This is a genomic window from Pseudomonas savastanoi, from assembly GCF_020917325.1.
GTDB classification, from domain to species: domain Bacteria; phylum Pseudomonadota; class Gammaproteobacteria; order Pseudomonadales; family Pseudomonadaceae; genus Aquipseudomonas; species Aquipseudomonas amygdali.
This window is the reverse complement of the sequence record NZ_CP076652.1, coordinates 5,336,332-5,357,410: the sequence shown is the minus strand read 5'-3', so window position 1 is coordinate 5,357,410 and position 21,079 is coordinate 5,336,332. Positions and strand designations below refer to the sequence as shown.

Below are 21,079 nucleotides of genomic sequence, written 5' to 3'. Positions count from 1 at the left end.
CGGAGCGTCGCACGATAGTCAGACCCCGAAAAAGCGCCACGTACGATAGTTGAGATCATCGTTCCTCACGCTCCAGTGAACTGCCCCCCAAAAGTTGGACGGTTTAGCTTGCCGCCTGAGCCCTATACTTTACGGGGCTTTGACCGTTGAGCTTCAGCTTGATGCGGTCATGGTTGTAGTAGTGGATGTACTCATCCAGACCTGCTTTCAACTCATCGATGCTTTCAAACTGTTTCAGGTAGAAAAACTCGGATTTCAGTGTACCGAAAAAGCTTTCCATTGCCGCATTGTCCAGGCAGTTGCCCTTACGGGACATGCTTTGTTTGACGCCTCGTACCGATAGCTTATGGCGATACTGCGCATGTTGATACTGCCAGCCCTGGTCCGAGTGCATCACAAGCTTCGGCTCGTCCTGCAACTGCTGAAGCGCCTTGTCCAGCATGCTGGTGACCAGCTCAAAGCTCGGCCTTGTCGACACTTCATACGCCACGATTTCACCGTTGTACAAGTCCATCACGGGTGAGAGATACAGCTTTCGATTGCCTACCTTGAACTCAGTCACATCGGTCACCCACTTCTGGTTCGGGCGTTGCGCGCTGAAATTGCGCTCCAGCAAATTCGGCGCAATGGTTCCGATTACGCCCTTATAGGAGCGGTATTTTTTGGGGCGCACCACTGATCGCAGGCCCAGTTCTGCCATCAGTCGTTCTACAACCTTCTTGTTGACCAAAATACCTGCATTGCGAATGACCGCCGTGATACGCCGAGCGCCATAAAGGCCTTTCTCCTCGTGGTAAATGCTTTCGATTAACTGTTTCAAAGCAGCATCGGGATCGGGTCTGGATTGCACCTGAACCTGGTAGTAAAACGTGCTGCGTGCCAAGCCCGCCAGCCTCAGCAGAGCGCAAAGCGGGAACCGGCCTCTCAGTTGCTTGATGATCAGGGCTTTTTCGGTTGCCGTCGTTTCTGCTCCTTCAGCTCTTCCAACTTTTTTAGGTAAGCGTTCTCCATGCGCAGATATTCAAGCTCGCTCATCAACTGGTCGCGCGTCTTCTGCGTATCGTCGGCGGTTACTGGTTTGGCGGGATAAGGCTTCTTTGGCATGGCGACAGGCTTTCTTCTGGCAGGAACATACGGGGCTGTACCGCTACTGTAATGCCGCTTTTCCCAAATGACTATTTGGCCGGGATCCCCGATACCAAAATGCGCAGCGGCCTGACGGAGCGACAGCTTGTGTTCACGCCTGTGTTCAAGCACTGAGCGCTTGAAAGCTTCGCTGTATCGAAGACCAGGCTTGCGATGGCCGGTGTGACCATGACTCTTGTAGTTAGCGACCCAGCGTCGAAGCAGACTGAAATCGATTGAGAACTGGCGGGCTACCATACGAAAGCCCATGTTGCCTTCAAGATACGCTTTGACGACAGTGAGCTTGAACTGCTCTGAATACTTACCCATTTGAACACCCCCATGAGGTCGGATTGGTGTCCAACTTCTTGGGGGCAGTTCACCAGCGTGGGAATGCCTTGGGTGACGCTCCGCGTCAGAGATTTGCACCGCGCTGCAGTTCTCAGGATAGGACGCAGAGCGTCCAGAAAGGCATGCGACGCGGAGCGTCGCACGATAGTCAGACCCCGAAAAAGCGCCACGTACGATAGTTGAGATCATCGTTCCTCACGCTCCAGCGTGGGAATGCCGTGGGTGACGCTCCGCGTCACAGATTTGCGCCGCGCCGCAGTTCTCAGGATAGGACGCGGAGCGTCCAGAACGGCATGCGACGCGGAGCGTCGCACGATAGTCAGGCCCCGAAAAAGCGCCACGTACGATAGTTGAGATCATCGTTCCTCACGCTCCAGCGTGGGAGTGCCGTGGGTGACGCTCCGCGTCATAGATTTGCGCCGCGCCGCAGTTCTCAGGAGAGGACGCGGAGCGTCCAGAACGCCATGCGACGCGGAGCGTCGCACGGTAGTGAAACCCTGAAAAAGCGCCACGCACGATAGTTGAGATCATCGTTCCTCACGCTCCAGCGTGGGAATGCCGTGGGTGACGCTCCGCGTCACAGATTTGCGCCGCGCCGCAGTTCTCAGGAGAGGACGCGGAGCGTCCAGAACGGCATGCGACGCGGAGCGTCGCACGATAGTGAAACCCTGAAAAAGCGCCACGCACGATAGTCAGATTATCGTGCCTCACGCTCGCTCCTGCGGCCTGTCTAGAAACTCATACTCAACGCAACATTTACCCCTTGCTGGGTCACGTCGTCGTTCTTGCGCCAGTTGTAGTTGCCGCGCAGTGTCAGGTCTTGGGTCAGCTTCTGGCTGACGCCCAGCGTTGCCCGATTCAGGTCGCGTTGCGGTGTGTAACCTTCCAGCGTGAAACCCACTGACTGTACGCTGTTGAGCGCCATGGTCACGTCCTGCTGATCGGTCTCGAACTCCCTTTCATGGGCAACTTCTCCCCATACCTGCGTGCTCGGTGTCACCTGGAACTTGCCCTGCAGACCAACGCCTGCACGCCGCGACTTGCGGGTCTGATCACTGAAGGTCAGTGCCGTCGAGCGATCACCTTTTTCCGAGTAGCCATCGACATCGATATGCGCGTAGTCGGCGCTGACAAAAGGCGACAGATGCCAGCGGCTGGCAGCCCCCGCGATGTCGAAGCCGATTCGCCCGCTGGCCGCCCACATCTCGCCGTCGGTATCGCCTTTTTCCTGACCCTCGCTGACCCCCAGCGCGAACTTGCGCTCGGCATTTTCGTAATCAAGCTTGCCGCCCGACACCGCCAGATCACCCCACCAATGGTTGGCCTGATACTGCAGAAACGCGGTGGCGATGTAGCTGTTGAGCTTGTAGTCCGAGTCCCTGGGGCCCGCCTCAAGATTCTGGCGATAAGCCCCGGCAACAACACCGGTGCGCCAGTTTTCGGCAAACCGGTAGCTGCCGCCTATGGTCAGGTTATAGCCTCTTCCGTCAGCATCAGCCGAGCTGTTCTGCGCGTCGAAGTCCATTTTCTGACCGCCTGCCGAAAGCATGCTCTGCCACTGCCCGACACCTTGCCAGTTGCCCCAGTCGCTGAGCCACTGGGCGCGAATTTCGTCCTGATGCATACGCAGCGTGCCATTGGCCATTTCCGGCAGCAGGGAGACTTCCCAAGGGGCCGAAAGCAGCGAGTAGGCGTAGTCGGCCAGCAACCTCTGTCCGGCCTCGGTCGGGTGCACGCGATCGTTGAAGAACAGCCGGTTCGGATTCGGCGTCGTACTGGACCTGCCGTTGGTGGTGCTTTCCCGGCAGCTATTGCCGCTGAAACAGGTGCTGACCAGATTCTCGTTGGGATCGAACCCGAAGCGTGCCGGTTCAGCGAGGATCTCATTGATCAGCAACGGAACGTTCAGCGGAATGATCTGGGCATTGATCTGCGCCAGTCGGCTGACCAGTTGCTGATTGAAGCCCGCGCTGAGTGCCGAGGTGGCCGAAGCCAGTGGCGAACCGCTCAAGGCTGGCGTTTTACCGATGTCCGGCAGCAACCAGACCATGATGTAGCGCGCACCGGCCTGTTGCAGGGCTTGCGCGCTGTCAGCCAGCTGATTGGCGGCTTGCGCTGCGCTGCTGGCACTCACCACGCGACCCTGCAGGAAGTCGTTGCCGCCTCCGGTCAGGTAATAAAGCGCATTGGGGTCGGCGCGAAAACCGTTTGCGGGCAGGTAGCCGGTCCGGCTGCGCAGCAGTGTGCCTGTGTTCGGGTCGACAACGGTGGATTGCGAGTTGATCGACTCAAGAATCTGGTCGGTCCGATAGCCGCCGACTGCCCAGTTATTGCCATCCGGGGCGCCCAGCGCAGCATTGACTGGCGACGTGGAGGCCGCCAGATCTCCTGCCGGAACACCGAGCATTCTGCCAATCAGCGTCGATGAGTTCAGATTGAACACTTCACCGCTGCCGTCCTGATACGTGGGGCCGACACGATTGGTGAACCTTAGCGTAGAGCCCCTTGGCCCTGCGGTATCCGGAAACTGCCCGGCATCGGCCAGACTGTCACCGAACACCACCATGGTCGAATAGGGCGCGGCAGCAGCGGTGCCGCAGGCAAGCGATAACAGGCAGGCCGCGAAGGGCCAGCGCCTCGATGTCTTGGTCATGAACGGATCCCGATTGTTTTTGTTTTGTACCGGAAACGTAGCAAGATTTTTCATGGCTGCAAAGTTTGATGAACATTATCGCGCTGCGGCGGTGCTTTTTTGACCTCAGGCAGCCCTGTTGGTCACGATGGCGCTCAGGTAGTTGGCCAGGTCATGCAGGTACACGAAGGGGTGACCCTGACGACTGCCGCCTGTGCGGCTGACCTTCAAGTCGATGCGTCCTGCGTTGATCTTGCGCAGCAGATTTCTGTCGTTCGACAGGTGCGAAAAATAACGCTCTCTAACGGCGCTCAGCGAAGGGCACGGCGTGGCGAATTCTTTGCGAAGTTGATCCAGTATTTCGTTCATTCCATGACTCCCTGTGGTTTGCATGTGAGTACTCCCGAGATGGGGTGCAGACAAACAATACGATATGTAGTGCGTCGTGACAATACAGTTTGTATTTTAAATACGATTTGTATTGTTCGTCTCACAGGGAATCGATGTACCAGGACACGCGAGCAGTGCCGTTTTCAGGGTTGCGGGTGACGCTGATACCTTCGGCCTCGCTGATCTGATCCATGATGCGCTCCCAGTGAGCCACCGATTCGCCAGGCTCCCTGATCAGCAGGACCTGATGCTCGATCTGCGCCTTGTCACTGGTGATAGCGTCCTGAATGCGCTGTGCCAAGGCCAGGTAAGCGTCATGTTGCGAGGTGTCGGGGAACTGCTTGAGCATGAGTGAACTCCTTTTTACTGTATGTGCATACAGTAATTGAGGGGTGTTTCTCACGCAAGCTACAAATGTTTCCTACACGGACAGCTGCCCGGGACGAAACAGTGGCGCATGAAAAAAGCCCCGGTTATCGGGGCTTGGACGTGGCATGCCGGGGGTCAGAGACGCATCGTCATCTGCCTGATGACACCGATCAGTTTGCACTCCTCGGTCACCGCAAGGGTCGGGTAGGCGGGGTTCAGCGGCTTGAGAAAGTAGCGTCCGGCGTCTTCGACCAGTTTTTTGAACGTGGCCTCGTTACTTTCCGGCAGCTTGGCGATGACCAGCTTCCCGGCAGTGGGCTCGATTCCGGTATCGACCAGAATCAGCATGCCCTCTGGAATGCTCTGGCCTGCGGGCGCAGTCATCGAGTCGCCTCGCACGACCAGCCAGAAGGCTCTGCCCTTGGCTTTATAGTCGCTGATCTCGAAGGTGTCCGAATAGCCGGCAGGGTAGGGCTCGACGGCTTCACTCCAGCCACCGGCCTCTACCCAGCTGATGACCGGATAGCGATAGAAACGCGAGGGCTGCACCGTGGGCTCCACGTTGTGCATGCCGGGCTCGCTGGCCGGAATGGAGGTGGTGAGAATCGGCAGGCCGAGTTCGGTCAGGAATCGATTGATGACCTCGATCTTCGGCTCACGCTTGCCATTCAGCCAATGCCCTACCGCGCCGGGCGTCACGCCCATCCGCTCAGCCATCTCTTCCTGGCTGATCTGCTGGGTTTCCATGACCTGTCTTGCGACTTCATACCATTTTCTGTTCATGCGTCGAATCATACAGGCTGTAGGGTGTTGAGCAATATACATAATGTAATGCTTCGTTGTGTCATAAAAATACAAAATGTATTGTAAGGCCTTGGTTCTGCGCAGCGAAGACGTTGCGCAGCGTTTCAGAAAGGTCCTACAGGAGAGACACGATGATCGAGAAAATAGAAGCCGTGATGCAGCATTGGGGTGAACAGCGCATGCGCATTGGCCTGGGCGGCGGACTGAGCAGCCCGATGGCCGGGATCATGGAATGGGGCGCGTACATTCCGCGTCGCACACCCGGCTCGCGCGCACTGGTGGGTAATGGCAGCGGCCTGGACTATATAAGCAGCGAAGTCGAGGCGGCTGTGGCGCAGCTTTCGCGCAGCCCTGCAAAGAGCCGCGGGCCTGAACTGGCGCAACTGGCGACATTGCGTTATGTCGAGTCGTTGCCGGTGCGCGAGCAGATGCGTCTGGTGGGCATCAATGAAGGCGCAGACCGCACCTACCGCAACTGGATCAACAAGCTTCACCAGCAAGTGCTGGCGATTCTCGCTGAGCGCAGCGCTTCCAGAAGCAATAACGCCGTCGCCGACAAGGCTGCGCAAGGGTAAATGAAGACACGGTTTCACGCCGTTTATCCGGGTCGATTGCACAGCTGTGGCCGAACTCGTGTTGAACTCCGGTCAAACTCGACCCACCCCGAAACTGCCCCTTCCCAGGCTTTCCGGAGGGGGGTAAAAAGGTCCCACGATATGCGATTTGCGCCTCAGGGCAGCAGCCGGAAACAGGCTGAACAACAGCCACAACCGGTCACTCGCGACCCACCTCAAACCCCGCCTCGGCGGGGTTTTTCATTGGGTCAGGCACACGGAGGCCAGTGCACATGTTGAAGGACTTTCGATGCGGGCAGTGCAAGAAACTGCTGGCCCGCATGGGTGAGTACACAGAGCTCCAGATCAAATGTTCCCGCTGCGGAACGTTGAATCATGTGAAGGCCGCGCGCCTCGAGTTATCGCCGTTGAGCGACAGAGGTACAGCAGCGTCGTTGCTGCCTCGCGGTGCTAATCAGAGGTATTAATCATGTCCAATAGCAGTTCTGCTGTCAGCCAGCTCAAGAATATTCCGCTGGTAGGTATCAACCTGGGTTCAGTGGCTAACGCCGGGCAGATCGTGCCTGGCGAGGCAGGGACTCATTATCAGTGGCCCAATCGTGGAACCATCACTACCTGGGTCAAGAATCGGGGCGTGCGTCTGATCCGTTTCCCGTTCGAACTTCAGCGCGCTATTCAGCTGTCGACTCTGGACGGCCTGCCAGGTCAAGGGGCGAACCTGAATACCGACTTCGTGAAGCGCTGGAAAGAAATGCTTGGCTGGATTCGTGAAGACTCCAATGGCGAGGCCAGAATCATTCCTGATCCGCACCACTACATGCGTTTGCATCGCTACGAAACCGATGCAAACGGGAACCTGACCGGGCGCATTCTTCCTGCCGCGGAGGCCGGTAATCAGAACGGCTGGAAGGCAACCGAGTCGGTATTGATCAAGGATGGGAACGGTGTCAGTGGCACTTTCTGGAGCGCCGTTCACTTGGCCAACTTTCACCAGAAGCTGGTCACCGAATGCGACGATCCAATGGTGTTGGGCTGGGGGTTGGGTAACGAGCCGTATTCGAATACTACGGTGGGTGCCAAGGACTACATTACGTTCCCTGCTCTTGAGGCGCTGTACATCAGCACGATGAATACCGTGCTGCAGGCGTTGCGCAACAGCTCGAAAAAGCCGGTGTTCATTTGTGGGCTTGAGTTTGCAAGCGCCAGAAACTGGGCCACCGTCTCTGCCAACCTTCAGTCGAAGATCGTCGACCCGGCCAATGCAATTGTCTGGGAAGCCCATGCTTACGGCGATTACGATAAAAGCTCCAGCGGTGCCTACGCCAATAACAACGACCTGATCTCGCCGACCGTTCTGCGCGATGAAATCGTGGGGCCGTTTCTGACCTATGCCAAGACCAACAAGATGGCCGCATTTATCGGCGAAACAGGGATTCCGCCAACGGCTGCCGGTCGCACCGCGCTGAAAAACCTGCTCGATAAAGCGAAGGCGGAAAAAGTGCCAGTGACACTGTGGGTCACAGGGCCAGGCACCGATGGCGAAAAGATGAGCCTGGAGGCCAGCAATCAGGCGGAGACCGTCGCACTGGTCACACCGTACTTTGCCGAGCGCATTGCCCTGTGGGGTTATGCACAGGCATGACGGTGCAAGTCATTCCGTTCTGACCCAACAACGGAGCCCCGCATCAAGGGGCTCTTTCCAGTTTATTCAGGCTTTCGATTTTCGAGGGCCTTGAGAGTCCACCACCCTATTACGGAGCACCAATGGACCCAACCGACCTAGGCCCAGGCACAGCTACCTGGCTGGGCGGCACGGGCACAATTCTGCTTGGCGGCTTTCTTTGGCTGCGTAAGTTTCTTTCCAGAGATGCAACAGACCGGGCGATGGACAACGCGGACATCGGTACGGTGCGCCGCCTCAATGAACTGCTCGACTCCGAGCGCCAGGCGCGCAAGGAAGCTGAAGCGCGGGCTGATCAGTTCGCCAAGGAGCGCAACGAGCTCGCCGCAGCGGTTGGGCGGATGGAGGGCAAGATCGAAGCCCTCACCAGCCACATCGTTCAACTCACCGACAAGGTCACCACGCAAAGCGCCGAAATAGCCCGGCTGCGATCCCAACTCGGAGGTGCAAACGATGCACAGATGCGCAATTGATTTCATCGCTCGCCATTGGTGGCGGCGCCTGGAGGTCTGGCTGATTTCCGTGCTGCTGATCGCTGGCTGCCTGATGCTCGGTTTTCAGGCCGGGCAGTGGTCGGCGAATGCCGAGCATACGCAGCAGCTGGCCGAGGTTCGCAATGCCTACGACGCAGCACTGGGCAAGCGCGACCGGCGCCTGGACAGGCTGGCCGAAACCACCACCCAGGCGGCAGACAAGGTCGAGAGTGCTGCATCAATTGCCAATCAGGCCGCTCACACGGCCAGCCGTGCTGCAGACAAGGCTGATGAGGCGTTGGGCAAGGCGAACCAGTAGGCGTTTCCCACGCCGCAATCAACCTTCAACACACGCGGAACCCCTCATGAAGATAACCCCGATAGTTGCCCACTTGCAGGCGACCTGCCCCAGCTTTGCCGGGCGAATCAGTGCCGGTATCGACTGGGCGGCGGTCGCCCTCGGTGATCAGCTCGCCCACCCGTCGGCGTACGTGATTGCCACTGGCGATCAGTCCACCGCCAACGATTTGCAGAACGTCATTCGCCAGAACATCACCGACCGGATTGACGTGGTGGTGGTGCTCGACGGCGGTGACAAGCGCGGGCAGGAAGCCAGTGAGCAACTGCACACCCTGCGCGCTGAGTTGTGGCGAGCGTTGGTGGGCTGGAACCCGGATCGCGATTACGACGCGATGCAGTACACCGGTGGCGCGCTGGTGCAGATCAGCGGCGACCGGGTGACGTATCGCTTCGGGTTTGCAGCGCAGTTTCAACTGGGCCGCAACACCTCCGATCAGCCTGCCGAGACCTGGCATGAAGCGTATCTGGACGGTTTGCCCGGATTTACCGGCGCCACCCTCGAGATGGACTGCGTTGACCCCGCAGATCCGAACCTGAAATCCCCCGGCCCTGATGGCCGTATCGAAGCGAAATTCACAATAGAGGTAACACCATGACTCAACGCATCACTGTAGTACCGGCCGAGGGCCGCACTGTGCCGGATCCGGAGGCGGGCGATTTGCTGCCCGTCGAAGGCCGGCAGGTGACCTTCAACGCCTGGTGGCAGCGTCGTCAGAACGACGGCGACATCACCCTTCAAACCGAGCAATCCACCACCACCCAACAAGCCTTCACGGCTTAACCAAGAGGAAGCCAAACAATGGCTATCAGCTTTAACAACATTCCATCCGATGTTCGCGTGCCGCTGTTTTATGCGGAGATGGACAACTCGGCCGCCAACAGTGCGTCGGCCAGCATGCGCCGACTGATCGTTGCGCAGGTCAACGACGATGTGTCCGGCCCCGAACTGGGTTCTCTGGTGCTGGTGCCGAGTGTGGCGCTGGCGAAAAACATTGGCGGTCAGGGCTCCATGCTGGCCGCCATGTATGAAACCTGGCGCAAGGCGGACCCCACCGGCGAAGTCTGGTGCCTGCCGCTGATCAATACCGAAGGCGCCAAGGCCAGCGCGAAAGTCACCCTCAGCGGGGCGGCGACCGAAGCCGGTTTGCTGAACCTGTATGTCGGCGGCATGCGAGTACAGGCCACCGTCGTTAACGGCGCAACCGCTGCCCAGGCGGCCACGGCACTGTCGGTGAAAATCAACGCCACGCCTGATCTGCCGATCACCGCGGCTGTCGAAGCGGGTGTGCTGACCCTTTCCTGCAAATGGAGCGGGGCGAGCGGCAATGACATCCAGCTGGAATTCAACCGCCAGGGCAAGACCAATGGTGAAGTCATTCCGGCTGGCCTGACGGCAGCAGTCACTGCCATGACCGGTGGCGTGGGTACGCCTGATCAGCTCAAGGCACTGGCTGCGCTGGGCGACGAACCGTTCGAGTTCCTGTGCATGCCGTGGACCGACACCGCCACGCTGGATGCCTGGAAAGCGGCGATGGATGACAGCACCGGTCGCTGGAGCTGGGCGCGTCAGTTGTACGGCCACGTTTACACCGCCAAGCGCGGCACGGTCGGTACGCTGGTGGCTGCAGGTCAACTGCGCAACGATCAGCACATCACCCTGCAGGGTGTCGAAAACGGTGTGCCGCAACCTGTCTGGCTGCAAGCCGCTGCCCTGGCTGCACGCACGGCGGTGTTCATCTCTGCCGACGCCAGCCGTCCGACCCAGAGCGGCACCATGCCTGGCATCGATCCGGCGCCGGCCAGTCAGCGTTTCACCCTGACCGAGCGTGAGTCGCTGCTGCGTTACGGCATCGCCACGGCGTACTACGAAGGCGGTTACGTACGCATTCAGCGTTCGATCACCACCTACCAGAAGAACGCTTACGGCCAGGCTGACAACTCGTACCTGGACAGCGAAACCATGCACCAGTCGGCGTTCATCATCCGTCGTCTGCAAGGCATCATCACCAGCAAGTATGGCCGCCACAAGCTGGCCAACGATGGCACGCGCTTCGGTGCCGGCCAGCCGATCATCACGCCGAGCACCATCCGTGGCGAGTTGATTGCGCAATACGCACGTCTTGAAGAAGAGGGTCATGTGGAGAACGCCGAAACGTTCGCCCAGCACCTGATTGTCGAGCGTGACGGCAATGACCCAAGCCGCGTGAACGTGATGTTCCCGCCTGACTACATCAACGGCCTGCGCGTGTTCGCGCTGCTCAACCAGTTCCGCTTGCAGTACGACGAAGCGGCATAAGCCTAACCAACCCTTTCAAGCCCGCCTCGTGCGGGTTTTTTCATTCTGGAGATAAACAACATGGGTCAGAAAGTTGCGGGTACCTGCTACATCAAAGTGGATGGCACCCAATTGACCATCAGCGGCGGCGGCGAAGCGCCTCTGATGAACATCAAGCGCGAGACCGTCGTGCCTGGTTACTACAAGGAAACCGAAAAGGCCGCCTGGTTGAAATTCACCGCCGTGCATACCGCGGATCTGCCGCTCAAGCTGCTCACTACCGGTGTGGACATGACCATCACCTGTGAATTCAAGAACGGCAAGACCTACGTCCTGTCCGGCGCCTACTTGGTCGATGAGCCGATCAGCAAGGCTGACGACGGCACCATCGAGCTGAGATTCGACGGCAATCAGGGGAGCTGGCAATGAGTGAAGTCATCGACCTGGCCAGCCCGATCGAAGCGCACGGCGAAACCCTTTCGCAACTGACCTTCCGGCGCCCTACGGCGCAGGAAGCGCGGGCCATCAAGGCTCTGCCGTACAGGATCGACAAGAACGAGGAAGTTTCCCTGGATCTGGACGTGGCGGCGAAGTACATCGCCGTCTGCGCCGGCATCCCGCCCTCGTCGGTCAATCAGATGGACCTGTGCGACATCAACACGCTGAGCTGGAAGGTTGCGAGTTTTTTCATGGCAGCGGCATCAGCGACCTCGAAGGACTGATCGCCGTCGTTTACGACCTCGCGTATTTCTGGAAGACCGATCCCGAACTGATGATGTCCAGGCAGCTGGACGTCATCACCGAGTCGATCTTGCAGACGCAACGCATCAACCAGATCCTGCAGGGGGAGTGATGGCAGACACTATCAAGACGCTGATTACCGGCGTCGACCAGCTGTCTCCAACGCTGGCAACTATCCGCAACAATGTCAAAGGCCTCGAGACCAGTCTGGGGGCCATAGACCTTGGCAAGGCAGTCACGGACAACGCTTTGGCGGGGCCTTTGATTGCCGGGGTAAAGGCAGCGATCGGTTTCGAGACCAGCATGGCCGGCGTGAAACGCTCGGTAAGCTTTGAAACACCGCAGCAGTTCCAGCAGATGGGGTCCGATATTCTGGATCTCAGTGAACGGCTGCCGGAAAGCGCCAATGGCATCGCGGCGATTGTTGCTGCCGGTGCCAAGGCCAATGTACCGCGTGAAGAACTGACCGGGTTTGCCAGCGATGCCGTGAAAATGGGTGTCGCATTCGATCAGACGGCGGCCGAGTCGGGCGACATGATGGCCTCGTGGCGCTCATCGTTCCAGATGACCCAACCGCAAGTCGCGGCGCTGTCCGAGAAGATCAATGTGCTCGGCGGCAACAACCTGGAAAAGAAAATCGCCACCATGGTGACTGCAATGGGCCCGCTCGGGCCGGTTGCGGGGATGGCCTCCGGGCAGCTGGCGGCAATGTGCGCAACCCTGGCAAGCGTCGATGTGCCGGCCGATGTGGCCGCCAGCGGCATGAAGCGATTCATGCAGTCGTTGACCGAAGGTGGCGCGGCGAAAGCCGGGGCGTTCGAGGCGTTGCAGCTCGACGTCAATCAGCTGACCCAAGGCATGCAGAGTGACCCGTCCGGGACCATTGAAAAGGTTCTGACGGCGGTCTCCAGTGTTGACCCCGGCAAGCAGTCGGATGTCATCACGCAACTGTTCGGTGCCGAATCGCTGGGTGCTATCACGCCACTGCTGGCCAATCTGGATGTGCTCAGGTCCAACCTGGCCAAGGTCGGCGAGGGAGTGCAAAACAGCGGCTCCATCGAGAAGGAGTTCGCAGACAACTCCCAGACCACGGCCACGGCCATCAAAGAGATGACCAACCGTGTCGATCGTCTGGGCATCAACATCGGCAGTATGTTTCTGCCGGCGATGAACGAAGCAATGGCCGTGATCGGGCCGATGATTTCTCAGGTCGCCGCGCTGGCGGCCGAACACCCTGGCGTGATCAAGGGTGTGGTGGCCGCTGCGATTGCGTTCGGTGTATTGCAAGTTGCGGTCATGACCGCGACGACCGCCATGAGTGTACTTAGCGCGGTGATGGGCCTGTCACCGCTGGCCCTGATCGTGCGCGGCCTGGCGCTGGCGGCAGGTCTTCTGATTGCCAACTGGTCGACCGTCGCGCCTTATTTTCAAGCTGTCTGGGAAGCGATTCGTGGGCCGGCCATGGCGCTTTGGGACGTACTAAAGGCGGTATTCGCCTGGACGCCGCTCGGTATGATCGTCGCCAACTGGCAACCGCTGTCCGAGTTCTTTGCTGCGCTTTGGGACGTTATCAAGGCGCTGGCCACGCCGTTTTTCGACTTCCTGCAGACGCTGTTCTCTTGGACGCCGCTGGGCATGATCGCAGCCAACTGGCAGCCGCTGTCCGAGTTCTTTGCTGCGCTTTGGGACGTTATCAAGGCGCTGGCAACCCCGTTTTTCGACTTCCTGCAGACGCTGTTCGCCTGGACGCCGTTGGGCATGGTCGTGGCCAACTGGCAGCCAATCTCCGAGTACTTCGCCGGGCTATGGGAAACCATCAAGGCCGAGTCGCAGCCGTTTACCGATGTGCTGGCAACACTGTTCAGTTTTTCGCCGCTGGGCATGGTCATCGAGAATTGGCAGCCGATCAAAACCTGGTTCGCAGGTCTGTGGGCGGACATCAAGCCATTCATCGAACCGATCATGAGCTGGTTTGGTGGCGACACTGATAAGACCGTGCTGCAGAGGGCGACCGAGAAGGCCAATCAGTTCGCGGAAGAACAGCGGATACGCAATGCAGGCCCGGGCGGCGGGACCGGTGCGTTTCTGGCGGCCGGTGCCGTCGAGAACGTTCGCATGAATCAGCAGTTGCTCAATCAGGCCACTGGCGTGCCGCCGACCAGCCAATTGCTCGGCGTACCCACCCCGCTGGCGCCCGGCAGCCTGTTGTTGCAACAGGGCGCAGCTGGGGCCGGCCCGCGACTTGAAGGCGAGCTCAACATTCGCTTTGAAAACGCGCCGCCGGGCATGCGCGCCGGGCAAGTGCAAACCAACCAGCCGGGTTTGACGATATCGCCAAACGTCGGTTATCGAACCCTCGGTGCAGGAGCCGGATCATGAGTACATGGCGTGACAGCCTGCTGCCAGCGTCTTTTCGGGGCGTCGGTTTTTTCATTGAAAAAGCCGTCGTCCCGGCAGGCCGCAAGGGGCAGTTGCATGAGTTTCCACAGCGCGACGAGCCTTATTTCGAGTCGCTGGGCAAACAGTCGAAAGTTCATACGCTGACGGGGTTCATTGTCGGTCCCGACTGTTTCGAACAGCGAGACAGACTGCTGCAGGCACTGGAGCAGGAAGGTGCCGGCGAGCTGGTACATCCCTGGCTGGGTCGCGTGCAGGTTCAGGTTGGCGAGTGCGGCGTGACACACAACCTGAGCGAAGGCGGACTCGTCCGGCTGGACCTGAAATTCTATCCGGCCAACCCGCTCAAGTTTCCCGTGTCGACGCTCAATACGCGACGGCAGTTGCTGGGCGCGTCCGAGAGCCTGCTGGATTCGGCGCTCAGGCGCTATCGCTCGGTGATGGCCACAGTGGACGCGGTACGTATCAACATTCAGGCGCTGCGCAGCGCCCTGTCGGGTGTGTTCGCGACCATTCAGCGGCAGTTCGTACCGTTTATGGCGATCTATTCGGATGTCACCGCGCTGGTGCATTCGCTGGTCAATGCGCCGTTGACGGTCAGCACGCTGTTTACCACGTTCTTCGCCAGTTTCGACGGTGACAGCCAAAGAGCCAGAAGAGCGAGCGGCACCAGCAGTTCCGGCAGCTCGGTCACCGGCAGTTCAGCAAGCGCTTCCGCGAGCGGCAATAGCGGCGGCACGTCCAACAGCATTGCATCAAGGTCCAGCGGCAACGGTGGAGCGTCCTCTGTTGAAACGGTCGATTACCGGTCTGTGATTTCCGAGGCCACACAACAGGCAGAGGCGGTGTCCGGTATCAATCTGGTCAGCCAGGGCAGCGGTCGTGATACCAGTGTGACGGCTCAGGCCACTGCCAACCTGGTTCAGGATGCGCTGTTGGTCAAGGTGGCGAGAATCGTCGCGAGCATGCCGATTGCGACGACGGTCACGCCGCTCAACGTGGTGCCCTCGCTTGATCAGCAGGTGACGCAAGCCCTGCAACGCGTGGATGTGCCGGTTGCCGATGACGTCATCGAACTGCGCGACACGCTGAGTTCGGCCATCTGGGAAGCGTCGTTGAAAGCCGATCCCGAACATTACCTGGCGCTCAACACGTTGCGTCAGGCGTTGATCAGGCACCTCAACGCGGTGGCGGCCTCCGGTGTACGTCTGGTGGACATGAAGGTCTCTGAGCCTTTGCCCGCGCTGGTGCTGGCCTATCGCCGATTCGGTGACGCCAGCCGGGCGCAGGAAATGGTGCAGCGCAATCGGCTGGCCCACCCGGGTTTCGTACCGCCAGGCACGCTGAAGATCGCACAGGAGTGACCCATGATCGACCCTAACGTTGTCACCCTGACGGTTGACGAGCACGACTATGCCGGCTGGAAGTCGGTGGAAATCTCTGCCGGGATCGAACGTCAGGCGCGCAGCTTTGACGTGAGCATTACCTGGCAGTGGCCGGGCACTGAAATCTCGCATCCGATCACGCCCGGCGCAGCGTGCGAAGTACGTATCGGCGGCGAGTTGATTCTGACCGGCTGGGTGTTTGCCGCGCCGATCAGCTATGACGGCAAGCAAATCACGCTAAAGATTTCCGGACGCTCGAAAACCGCCGACCTCATCGACTGCTCGGCCATCAACAGGCCGAGCCAGTGGAAGGAGGTGGGGGTGTTGAAGATCGTTGAAGCGCTGGCTGCTCCTTATGGTTTGTCGGTGATCAGCGAAATACCGGAGACCTCGAAGATGGCCGATCACACCATCGAGCCTGCCGAAACCGTGTTCAAGTCCATTGACCGGCTGCTGACCCTGTTCCGGATTTTTTCCACCGATGACGAATACGGCAATGTGGTGCTGGCCAGGCCGGGTAGTCGCGGGCAGAGCGCAGACGCGCTCGAACTCGGCAAGAATGTGTTGAGCGCCGTCATCGCGCGGGACTTTTCCGGGCTTTTTTCCGAATACCGGGTCATTGGTCAACAGACCGGTAATGACCAGACGTTCGGCAAGGAGTCGTCGGAGGTCTCGGCAGAAGTCACGGATGACCGGCATGACGACCCCGCGCATAAAAAGCGTCTTCGCGTACTGGTCGTTCATGAGGATGCGCCGATCACACCGAAGCTCGCCCTGAGTCGCGCCAATTGGGAGCGTGGTCAGCGGGCCGGCAAGGCACTGCTCACCACCTACAAGGTCCAGGGCTGGCGGCAGTCCAACGGGGCGCTCTGGCGGCACAACACCATGGTCCGGGTGATTGATCCGGTCATCGGTTTCACAAGCCGCAACATGCTGATTTCAGCCGTGACCTACTCGCTGAGCGACCAAGGCACGATCACCACACTGGTGGTCGGTCCGCCTGAAGGTTTCCAGGCCGAGCCAGGTGACCCCAACAAGCGCAGCAAGGTGCAGGTCAATCAGGACGCTTACTCCTGGCTGCTGCCCATCGACGAGGAAACAACCTCATGAGCTTACTCAATCGCATGCTGGTGCGCGGCACGGTGGTGCTCGCCAGGGCCAGCAGCAAAATGCAGGCGCTGCAAATGCGCCTCACCGCCGGAGAGGTCAAGGACGACATGGAGCACTTCGAACCCTATGGCTTCACCAGCAACCCGCTGGCCGGCGCCGAGGGCATCGCCGCCTTCATTGGTGGCGACCGGTCGCACGGTCTGCTGCTGGTAGTGGCCGACCGGCGCTATCGCCTCAAGGGCCTGGAGTCGGGCGAAGTAGCGATCTACACCGACGAGGGCGACAAGATTCACCTCAAGCGCGGCAAGGTCATCGACATTGAAACCGACACCTTGAACATCAAGGCCGCGGTAGCGGTGAACTTCGACACACCGCAGATCACCCAGACCGGAAAGATTGTTTCCAAAGGCGACCAGCTTGCCGCTGGCATCAGTCAGATCAGCCATCTGCATGGCGGTGTTCAGGCAGGTAACGGCCAGAGCGGACCGCCCGCTGGAGGTGCCGGATGATTATTGAAGGCTCTCTGCAGGCGTCCTTGCTGCGCTCGGTGGTCATCAGCCTGTTCACCTGGCGGCGTGCCGAAGCGGACGACCCGTTCGACGATGCCGAGCGCTATGGCTGGTGGGGCGACACCTACCCGGCACAGGCCAATGACCGTATCGGCTCCAGGCTGTGGCTGCTGCGCAGGGTCCGGCTCACTGCGCAGACCCAGCGCGACGCCGAGTTCTATGCGCGCGAAGCGCTTGCCTGGCTGATCGACGACGGTCAGGTCAGCAACATCAACATCCTTACCGAACAGGTTCAGAGCAATCGCCTGAACCTGGGCGTCGAGCTGGTCGTTTCGGACGGTCAGATCGTGCGCTTCAACCCTTCTGAACAGTGGCAGGTGATTTATGCCGTTTGAAACACCTACGTTACCGGCGCTGATCAACCGAACCCAGGTCGACCTCGCCGACGAAGCGCTGCGTCAGTCCGATGCTCGGGTATTGTCCCGTGCGCACAGCGGCGCGGCCTACGGACTGTACGGCTATCAGGACTGGATCGCCGACCAGATTCTGCCGGACACCGCCGACGAGGAGACCCTCGAGCGGCAGGCCATCCTGCGCCTGAGGCAGCCGCGCAAGGTGGCACAGGCGGCTACCGGCACGGTGCGCTTTACCGCTGCAGCCGGCGCGGTGCTGGATGCGGACACTGTGCTGCAGTTCAGTGATGGACGCTTCTACCGCGTGACCAAAGGCGTCACCACGGTTGCGGGCAATAACACCACCACGGTCGAAGCAGTCGATGCCGGTGTTCTGGGTAATGCGGATGCCGGTCTGGTCATGACTGCGGTGCAACCGGTCGAAGGCATCGACAGCACCTTCACCGTCATTGCCGACGGACTTTCCGGCGGCATCTCGCAGGAAAGTATCGAGTCGTTACGTGCGCGTGTCGTGCGCTCCTACCGGGTCATCCCGCATGGCGGCAATCAGGATGATTACGTGACCTGGGCGCTGGAAGTGCCGGGCGTGACGCGCGCCTGGTGTGTGCGCCGGTTCATGGGGCCGGGGACGGTGGCGGTGTTCTTCATGCGTGACGACCAGGCCGATCCCATTCCTGACGCCGAGCAGCTGGCTGCGGTCGCTGCGTATATCGAGCCGCTGCGTCCGGTCACGGCAGACGTGTATGTGCTGGCGCCGGTGCAGAAGCCGGTGGTTTACACCATCCGGCTCACGCCTGATACCTCTGCCGTGCGATCAGCGGTCGAGGCTCAGCTACTGGACCTGCACAACCGTGAGGGCGGACTGGGCGAAACTCTGTTGCTGACGCACATCGCCGAGGCCATCAGCCGCGCGACCGGCGAAACCGATCATGTGCTGGTTTCACCCGTGGCCAACGTTACTGCTGCGGCCAACCAGTTGCTCACGTTCGGGGGTATTCAATGGTCGTCATAAGAACTGCCGAACATTACGCCGGACAACTGCAGGCGCTGTTGCCACCCGGTCCCGCGTGGGATCCGGAGCGGGTGCCGGAATTGCAGCAGGTCATTACCGGCCTGTCCCGCGAGTTCGCACGCATCGATGGCCGTGCGTTCGACCTGCTCAACGAGATGGACCCTGCAACCGTCAGTGAACTGGTACCGGACTGGGAGCGGGTCATGAACCTGCCGGATCCGTGCCTGGGGCTCAAACCCTTGTTCGCAGATCGACGCTTGTCAGTGCGCCAGCGGCTGGTGGCAACAGGAGGGCAGAACGTAGCGTTCTACATCGACATTGCCGTCAGCCAGGGCTACCCCGACGCCACCGTCACCGAATTTCGAGCGCCCCGTATGGGGCGTTCGCGTTTTGGCCAGGCGCACTTCGGCACCTGGAACGCGCAGTTCATGTGGACCCTGAACACCGGCGGTCGCCAGCGGCTGGGGCGGCGCTTCGGGGCCAGCTACTGGGGAGAGCGATTCGGGGTCAACCCCGGGCTCGCTATCGAATGTTTGATCCGTCGAGCTGCACCGGCGCATAGCGTCGAATTCGTTAACTTCAACTGAGGAACACAACGTGGATTATCCCAAGAGTGTGCCAGGCGTAGGCTTGGCAAGCGGCAAGTTTGTAGATGAAAACCCGGCAACCGGCACACCCGGCTCGCTGATCCCTGCGGCATGGGGGAATTCGGTGACGCAGGAGATTTTGAACGTCATCCTCGGCGCTGGCCTGGTGCCGAATGAGGAAGATGTCACTCAATTGCACAGGGCCATTCTCGGGCTCGCCGCATCTGACTATAAGAAAGCAGTGCGTTGCGCCACGACAGTCTCCATTGGGCTGAGCGGTTTGCAGACCATTGATGACGTCACGCTGGTGGCCGGTGATCGGGTGCTGGTCAAGAATCAGGACACTGCGTCGCAGAACTGGATTTACGTGGCCGCGGCAGGCGCCTGGGCTCGTGCGCAGGATGCGAACGAAAGCACCGAATGCACGCCGGGTCATCTGGTGCCGGTGCAGGCCGGCACGAAGAACGCGGGCACCGTATGGCAACTGGTCAATACGACAGTGCCGGTGCTGGGTACAACTGACCTTGCGTTCGAGCGTCTATTGGGACGCAGTGGTGTTGCTGCGGGTGATTACACCCGGGTCAAGGTCAATAAGTTCGGGCAGGTGGAAGAGGGGAGCAACCCTACAACACTTAGCGGTAATGGTATTTCGGATGCGTATACCAAGGCCGAGGCCGATCTGCGCGATCTTCAGCGGCCGCTGCGTGATTCCATCACGCATGTAGGTCTTTCCAATAACAAGCCTGATGCGCCTTATATGCGCCGTGAGTCCGATGGCGCCTTGGTTTCCCTGCAACCGAACCTGGGTTTTACTCCGGTACAACAAGGCGGTGGTACAGGCCAGCTCGACAACAAGGTGAAGATCGGCTGGTCGAATAACGGCCTCAAGGCGATGGTCGATGCTACTGATCTTGGCAATATCTGGTATGCGAACAACTTTAATCCAGCCACCAAAGCTGACTGGGGCACTACGCTGGCGTCTTATAAAATTACTGACGCTTACACCAAGGCTGAGGTGTATGCCAAAAGTGAAGTGGATACGCGACTGGCCAGTAGGGCGTTGGCGGACGCTATCTCTTATGTAGGGCTGGGCAGTGGAGATCTAGGGCAGCCCTACATGCGGCGTGTTGCAGACTCTGCTATTAGCTGGCTTCAGACAAAGTTGGGGTACACGCCCGTCCAGCAAGGTACAGGCACAGGTCAATCCAATAACGTTGTGAAGATAGGCTGGTCTGATAACGGCCTCAAATTGACCGTGGACGCTACCGATTTGGGACGCGTTTGGTATGCGGCTAACTTTGATCCCAACGGCAAGGCCAACTGGGGCACCACGCTTGCTGCATATGGCATCACCGATGCTTATACCAAGGCCGAGACGGATGCTCGTGATGCGCAGCGACCCACAGCGGACTCCATAACTGTTCTCGGCTTTGCCGGTAATGACGTAAACCTGCCTTATATGCGCAGAGCCTCTGACGGTCAGGTCTATTACCTGCAACCGCGTCTTGGCTACACGCCAGTCGAGCAGGGCGGCGGTGCCAACATGTCCGCTAACAAGGTTCGCCTTGGCTACAACGGTGCCGGTAGTTTGCGCCTTCAGGTCGACAGCTCTGACTTTGGCGACATGATCAACGATCAGAATTTGCCCGCAAAAGTTGCCGCACTGGGGCTCGGTGGCATCGGCTCTTATGCATTTGCACGTGTCATCAATTCCCAAGGGCTGGTTAATCAGGGAGGCATGGTATCCGGCACCAACCTGATCTATAGCTCTACAAACGGTAGCGATGGTGCCGGTAACAATTCTGGCCTTATTGGCGGAGGCACCTGGCGTGCACACGGCGCTTTTTCGGGCAGCGAACGTACACTCTTTCAACGAGTTGGATAAAGGTA

23 protein-coding genes are annotated in these 21,079 nt (G+C 59.4%); 18 read left to right on the top strand and 5 right to left on the bottom strand.

The window, feature by feature from the left end; translation table 11 throughout:
* Positions 1–103 precede the first annotated feature (103 nt).
* The 5 genes from KP808_RS22955 to KP808_RS22935 all read right to left on the bottom strand — a co-directional run bounded on the left by KP808_RS22955 (position 104) and on the right by KP808_RS22935 (position 5,614).
* A protein-coding gene (locus tag KP808_RS22955) for an IS3 family transposase (RefSeq protein ID WP_122259038.1) occupies positions 104–1,455 on the bottom strand; the annotation gives its coding sequence in 2 pieces (ribosomal slippage) (positions 104–996 and positions 996–1,455; 1,353 coding nt in all).
* Between the two features lie 751 nt (positions 1,456–2,206).
* Positions 2,207–4,129, bottom strand: coding sequence for an esterase EstP (gene estP, locus KP808_RS22950; protein WP_122258520.1), 1,923 nt, complete (start codon positions 4,127–4,129; stop codon positions 2,207–2,209).
* Positions 4,130–4,234: 105 nt separating this feature from the next.
* Positions 4,235–4,477, bottom strand: coding sequence for a pyocin activator PrtN family protein (locus KP808_RS22945; protein ID WP_003316268.1), 243 nt, complete (start codon positions 4,475–4,477; stop codon positions 4,235–4,237).
* 121 nt (positions 4,478–4,598) lie between these two features.
* The gene (locus KP808_RS22940) at positions 4,599–4,847 is read right to left on the bottom strand and encodes a DUF1654 domain-containing protein (RefSeq protein ID WP_002551908.1); all 249 of its coding nucleotides are present in this window, start codon (positions 4,845–4,847) and stop codon (positions 4,599–4,601) included.
* Positions 4,848–5,002: 155 nt separating this feature from the next.
* Positions 5,003–5,614 carry a LexA family protein gene (locus tag KP808_RS22935; protein WP_003372744.1) on the bottom strand — a complete coding sequence of 204 codons (612 nt, stop codon included), beginning with the start codon at positions 5,612–5,614 and terminating at the stop codon, positions 5,003–5,005.
* 188 nt (positions 5,615–5,802) lie between these two features.
* Between KP808_RS22935 and KP808_RS22930 the strand changes: the two genes are divergently transcribed.
* The 18 genes from KP808_RS22930 (at position 5,803) to KP808_RS22845 (ending at position 21,074) form a co-directional block, all read left to right on the top strand.
* On the top strand, positions 5,803–6,246 hold the full coding sequence (locus KP808_RS22930; RefSeq protein WP_002551910.1) for a hypothetical protein: 444 nt from the start codon (positions 5,803–5,805) through the stop codon (positions 6,244–6,246).
* A 272-nt stretch (positions 6,247–6,518) separates the two neighbouring features.
* Positions 6,519–6,713: a Com family DNA-binding transcriptional regulator gene (locus KP808_RS22925; RefSeq protein ID WP_004644430.1), complete on the top strand. Its 195-nt coding sequence runs from the start codon at positions 6,519–6,521 to the stop codon at positions 6,711–6,713.
* A gap of 2 nt (positions 6,714–6,715) precedes the next feature.
* Positions 6,716–7,888 (top strand): cellulase family glycosylhydrolase, encoded by a 1,173-nt coding sequence (locus KP808_RS22920; protein WP_016982694.1) that lies wholly within the window; start codon positions 6,716–6,718, stop codon positions 7,886–7,888.
* Positions 7,889–8,010: 122 nt separating this feature from the next.
* A complete protein-coding gene (locus KP808_RS22915) occupies positions 8,011–8,400 on the top strand; it encodes a hypothetical protein (RefSeq protein ID WP_003411734.1) in 390 nt (129 codons plus the stop codon).
* On the top strand, positions 8,381–8,719 hold the full coding sequence (locus tag KP808_RS22910) for a hypothetical protein (RefSeq protein WP_003372736.1): 339 nt from the start codon (positions 8,381–8,383) through the stop codon (positions 8,717–8,719). The genes KP808_RS22915 and KP808_RS22910 overlap by 20 nt, the downstream gene beginning before the upstream one ends.
* A 46-nt stretch (positions 8,720–8,765) precedes the next feature.
* Complete coding sequence (locus tag KP808_RS22905; protein ID WP_005743983.1) at positions 8,766–9,356, top strand: phage tail terminator protein; 591 nt, start codon at positions 8,766–8,768, stop codon at positions 9,354–9,356.
* Positions 9,353–9,541 (top strand): DUF2635 domain-containing protein, encoded by a 189-nt coding sequence (locus KP808_RS22900; RefSeq protein ID WP_057455684.1) that lies wholly within the window; start codon positions 9,353–9,355, stop codon positions 9,539–9,541. The genes KP808_RS22905 and KP808_RS22900 overlap by 4 nt, the downstream gene beginning before the upstream one ends.
* Positions 9,542–9,559: 18 nt before the next feature.
* Positions 9,560–11,056 (top strand): phage tail sheath subtilisin-like domain-containing protein, encoded by a 1,497-nt coding sequence (locus tag KP808_RS22895; RefSeq protein WP_230016958.1) that lies wholly within the window; start codon positions 9,560–9,562, stop codon positions 11,054–11,056.
* A 60-nt stretch (positions 11,057–11,116) separates the two neighbouring features.
* On the top strand, positions 11,117–11,464 hold the full coding sequence (locus KP808_RS22890; RefSeq protein ID WP_122258504.1) for a phage tail tube protein: 348 nt from the start codon (positions 11,117–11,119) through the stop codon (positions 11,462–11,464).
* Entirely contained in the window at positions 11,461–11,757 is a 297-nt protein-coding gene (locus KP808_RS22885; protein WP_003316280.1) for a phage tail assembly protein, read from the top strand. The genes KP808_RS22890 and KP808_RS22885 overlap by 4 nt, the downstream gene beginning before the upstream one ends.
* A gap of 130 nt (positions 11,758–11,887) precedes the next feature.
* Positions 11,888–14,155, top strand: coding sequence for a phage tail tape measure protein (locus KP808_RS22880; protein WP_230016954.1), 2,268 nt, complete (start codon positions 11,888–11,890; stop codon positions 14,153–14,155).
* Entirely contained in the window at positions 14,152–15,537 is a 1,386-nt protein-coding gene (locus KP808_RS22875; protein ID WP_005758015.1) for a DNA circularization protein, read from the top strand. The genes KP808_RS22880 and KP808_RS22875 overlap by 4 nt, the downstream gene beginning before the upstream one ends.
* A gap of 3 nt (positions 15,538–15,540) precedes the next feature.
* Positions 15,541–16,668: a phage baseplate assembly protein gene (locus tag KP808_RS22870; protein WP_004660747.1), complete on the top strand. Its 1,128-nt coding sequence runs from the start codon at positions 15,541–15,543 to the stop codon at positions 16,666–16,668.
* Entirely contained in the window at positions 16,665–17,177 is a 513-nt protein-coding gene (locus KP808_RS22865; protein WP_004660748.1) for a phage baseplate assembly protein V, read from the top strand. The genes KP808_RS22870 and KP808_RS22865 overlap by 4 nt, the downstream gene beginning before the upstream one ends.
* Positions 17,174–17,572: a phage GP46 family protein gene (locus tag KP808_RS22860; RefSeq protein WP_004663819.1), complete on the top strand. Its 399-nt coding sequence runs from the start codon at positions 17,174–17,176 to the stop codon at positions 17,570–17,572. The genes KP808_RS22865 and KP808_RS22860 overlap by 4 nt, the downstream gene beginning before the upstream one ends.
* Complete coding sequence (locus KP808_RS22855) at positions 17,562–18,602, top strand: baseplate J/gp47 family protein (RefSeq protein ID WP_057403244.1); 1,041 nt, start codon at positions 17,562–17,564, stop codon at positions 18,600–18,602. Before KP808_RS22860 ends, KP808_RS22855 begins: the two co-directional genes overlap by 11 nt.
* Positions 18,590–19,189, top strand: coding sequence for a YmfQ family protein (locus KP808_RS22850; protein ID WP_230016952.1), 600 nt, complete (start codon positions 18,590–18,592; stop codon positions 19,187–19,189). Before KP808_RS22855 ends, KP808_RS22850 begins: the two co-directional genes overlap by 13 nt.
* A gap of 10 nt (positions 19,190–19,199) precedes the next feature.
* On the top strand, positions 19,200–21,074 hold the full coding sequence (locus KP808_RS22845) for a phage tail protein (protein ID WP_230016951.1): 1,875 nt from the start codon (positions 19,200–19,202) through the stop codon (positions 21,072–21,074).
* Positions 21,075–21,079: the final 5 nt, after the last annotated feature.

Bases quoted from the DNA above. Each gene is read 5' to 3' on its own strand.
- estP (WP_122258520.1), bottom strand. From the start codon at position 4,129: ATGACCAAGACATCGAGGCGCTGGCCCTTCGCGGCCTGCCTGTTATCG.
- KP808_RS22945 (WP_003316268.1), bottom strand. From the start codon at position 4,477: ATGAACGAAATACTGGATCAACTTCGCAAAGAATTCGCCACGCCGTGC.
- KP808_RS22940 (WP_002551908.1), bottom strand. From the start codon at position 4,847: ATGCTCAAGCAGTTCCCCGACACCTCGCAACATGACGCTTACCTGGCC.
- KP808_RS22935 (WP_003372744.1), bottom strand. From the start codon at position 5,614: ATGGAAACCCAGCAGATCAGCCAGGAAGAGATGGCTGAGCGGATGGGC.
- KP808_RS22930 (WP_002551910.1), top strand. From the start codon at position 5,803: ATGATCGAGAAAATAGAAGCCGTGATGCAGCATTGGGGTGAACAGCGC.
- KP808_RS22925 (WP_004644430.1), top strand. From the start codon at position 6,519: ATGTTGAAGGACTTTCGATGCGGGCAGTGCAAGAAACTGCTGGCCCGC.
- KP808_RS22920 (WP_016982694.1), top strand. From the start codon at position 6,716: ATGTCCAATAGCAGTTCTGCTGTCAGCCAGCTCAAGAATATTCCGCTG.
- KP808_RS22915 (WP_003411734.1), top strand. From the start codon at position 8,011: ATGGACCCAACCGACCTAGGCCCAGGCACAGCTACCTGGCTGGGCGGC.
- KP808_RS22910 (WP_003372736.1), top strand. From the start codon at position 8,381: ATGCACAGATGCGCAATTGATTTCATCGCTCGCCATTGGTGGCGGCGC.
- KP808_RS22905 (WP_005743983.1), top strand. From the start codon at position 8,766: ATGAAGATAACCCCGATAGTTGCCCACTTGCAGGCGACCTGCCCCAGC.
- KP808_RS22900 (WP_057455684.1), top strand. From the start codon at position 9,353: ATGACTCAACGCATCACTGTAGTACCGGCCGAGGGCCGCACTGTGCCG.
- KP808_RS22895 (WP_230016958.1), top strand. From the start codon at position 9,560: ATGGCTATCAGCTTTAACAACATTCCATCCGATGTTCGCGTGCCGCTG.
- KP808_RS22890 (WP_122258504.1), top strand. From the start codon at position 11,117: ATGGGTCAGAAAGTTGCGGGTACCTGCTACATCAAAGTGGATGGCACC.
- KP808_RS22885 (WP_003316280.1), top strand. From the start codon at position 11,461: ATGAGTGAAGTCATCGACCTGGCCAGCCCGATCGAAGCGCACGGCGAA.
- KP808_RS22880 (WP_230016954.1), top strand. From the start codon at position 11,888: ATGGCAGACACTATCAAGACGCTGATTACCGGCGTCGACCAGCTGTCT.
- KP808_RS22875 (WP_005758015.1), top strand. From the start codon at position 14,152: ATGAGTACATGGCGTGACAGCCTGCTGCCAGCGTCTTTTCGGGGCGTC.
- KP808_RS22870 (WP_004660747.1), top strand. From the start codon at position 15,541: ATGATCGACCCTAACGTTGTCACCCTGACGGTTGACGAGCACGACTAT.
- KP808_RS22865 (WP_004660748.1), top strand. From the start codon at position 16,665: ATGAGCTTACTCAATCGCATGCTGGTGCGCGGCACGGTGGTGCTCGCC.
- KP808_RS22860 (WP_004663819.1), top strand. From the start codon at position 17,174: ATGATTATTGAAGGCTCTCTGCAGGCGTCCTTGCTGCGCTCGGTGGTC.
- KP808_RS22855 (WP_057403244.1), top strand. From the start codon at position 17,562: ATGCCGTTTGAAACACCTACGTTACCGGCGCTGATCAACCGAACCCAG.
- KP808_RS22850 (WP_230016952.1), top strand. From the start codon at position 18,590: ATGGTCGTCATAAGAACTGCCGAACATTACGCCGGACAACTGCAGGCG.